1 pseudogene is annotated in these 1274 nt (G+C 63.4%); it reads right to left on the reverse strand.

Annotated features, from left to right (window positions below):
• Positions 1-32: 32 nt before the first annotated feature.
• Positions 33-1213 (reverse strand): annotated as a pseudogene (locus tag SD455_RS16595) (IS3 family transposase).
• Positions 1214-1274 lie beyond the last annotated feature (61 nt).

Genomic DNA, 1274 nt, shown 5'->3' on the forward strand with positions numbered 1-1274 from the left:
GGGTCTGCTGAAGGTTCGGTTGACTCCATGCTTCACGCCGCCAACGCGACGTCTTGAGTGTAGACGGTCTCGTACTCGACCGGAGTCAGCTTCCCCAGCCGGCGCTGACGACGGCGTCGATGATAGGTCCGCTCGATCCAGTGGATGATCCGCCTGCGCAGCTGATCCCGAGAATCCCAGGACCGCGTGTTCAGCACGTTCTTCTGCAACGTGGAGAAGAAGCTCTCCATCGCCGCGTTGTCCCCGGCAGCACCGACTCGGCCCATCGACCCCGCCAGCCGATGGGCCGCCAGCGTGCGCTGATATCTCCGTGACCTGAACTGACTGCCTCGATCCGAATGGACCACACAGCCGACGACCGCGTTACGGCCGCGGCGAGCAACGGCATCCTCGATCGCGGCCACCGCCAGCGCGGACTTCATCCTCCGATCAAGCGCATAGCCGACGATCCGGTTGGAGAAAACATCCTTGACCGCGCAGAGATACAGCGTGCCCTCAGCGGTGCGGTGCTCGGTGATATCGGTCAGCCACAGCCGATTCGGCGCCTCGGCGATGAACTCGCGGTTGACCAGATCATCGGTGACCGCAGGACCAGGCTTCTTCGCCGTGCCGCGCCTGGTGCGCTGCGTGGTGGAGAATAGCCTCTGCTGCGAACACAGCCGCCAGACTCGTCGTTCCGAGACCAGATAGCCGGCGGCGGTGAGCTCGTCGGCGATGAACCGGTGGCCGAACTCCGGGTCGTCGGCGTGGATGTCATAGGCGGTATTGAGCAGATGCGCCTCTTCCAGATCCCGTGCCGCGACCGGGGCGGCGTTCCACTTGTAGAAGGCCTGTTTGGAGAAGCCCAGTACCCGACAGGTCACCGTCACCGGGACACCGGCGGCGGCAAGGTCGCGGACCAGCGGGTACATCATTTTGGGCGGGTGCGGCCGATTGTCAGGTTCGCCTGCGAGAGATAGGCCGCGGCTTCACGCAGAACTTTGTTCTCCTGCTCGAGCTCGCGGATGCGCTGGAGCATCCTGGTCTGCTCAGCGCGATCTTCGACCGTCTCGGACGGCTCGAAACCGTGCTGGGTCATCCTGCGGTTCTTCACCCATAGCTGCAGGGTCGACTTCGACAGTCCCAGATCTTCGCAGACCTGCTGCTGGGTCATCCCGGAATCGAGGAGCTCCAGCGCGGTAGCGCGGAACTCCTCGGAGTAGATCTTCGGCATAGTGACTATCCTCTCTGCTCGCTCGAGCAGTCAGGAAGTCAACCGAACCTTCAGCAGACCC

It is taken from the genome of Nesterenkonia sp. K-15-9-6 (assembly GCF_052656005.1).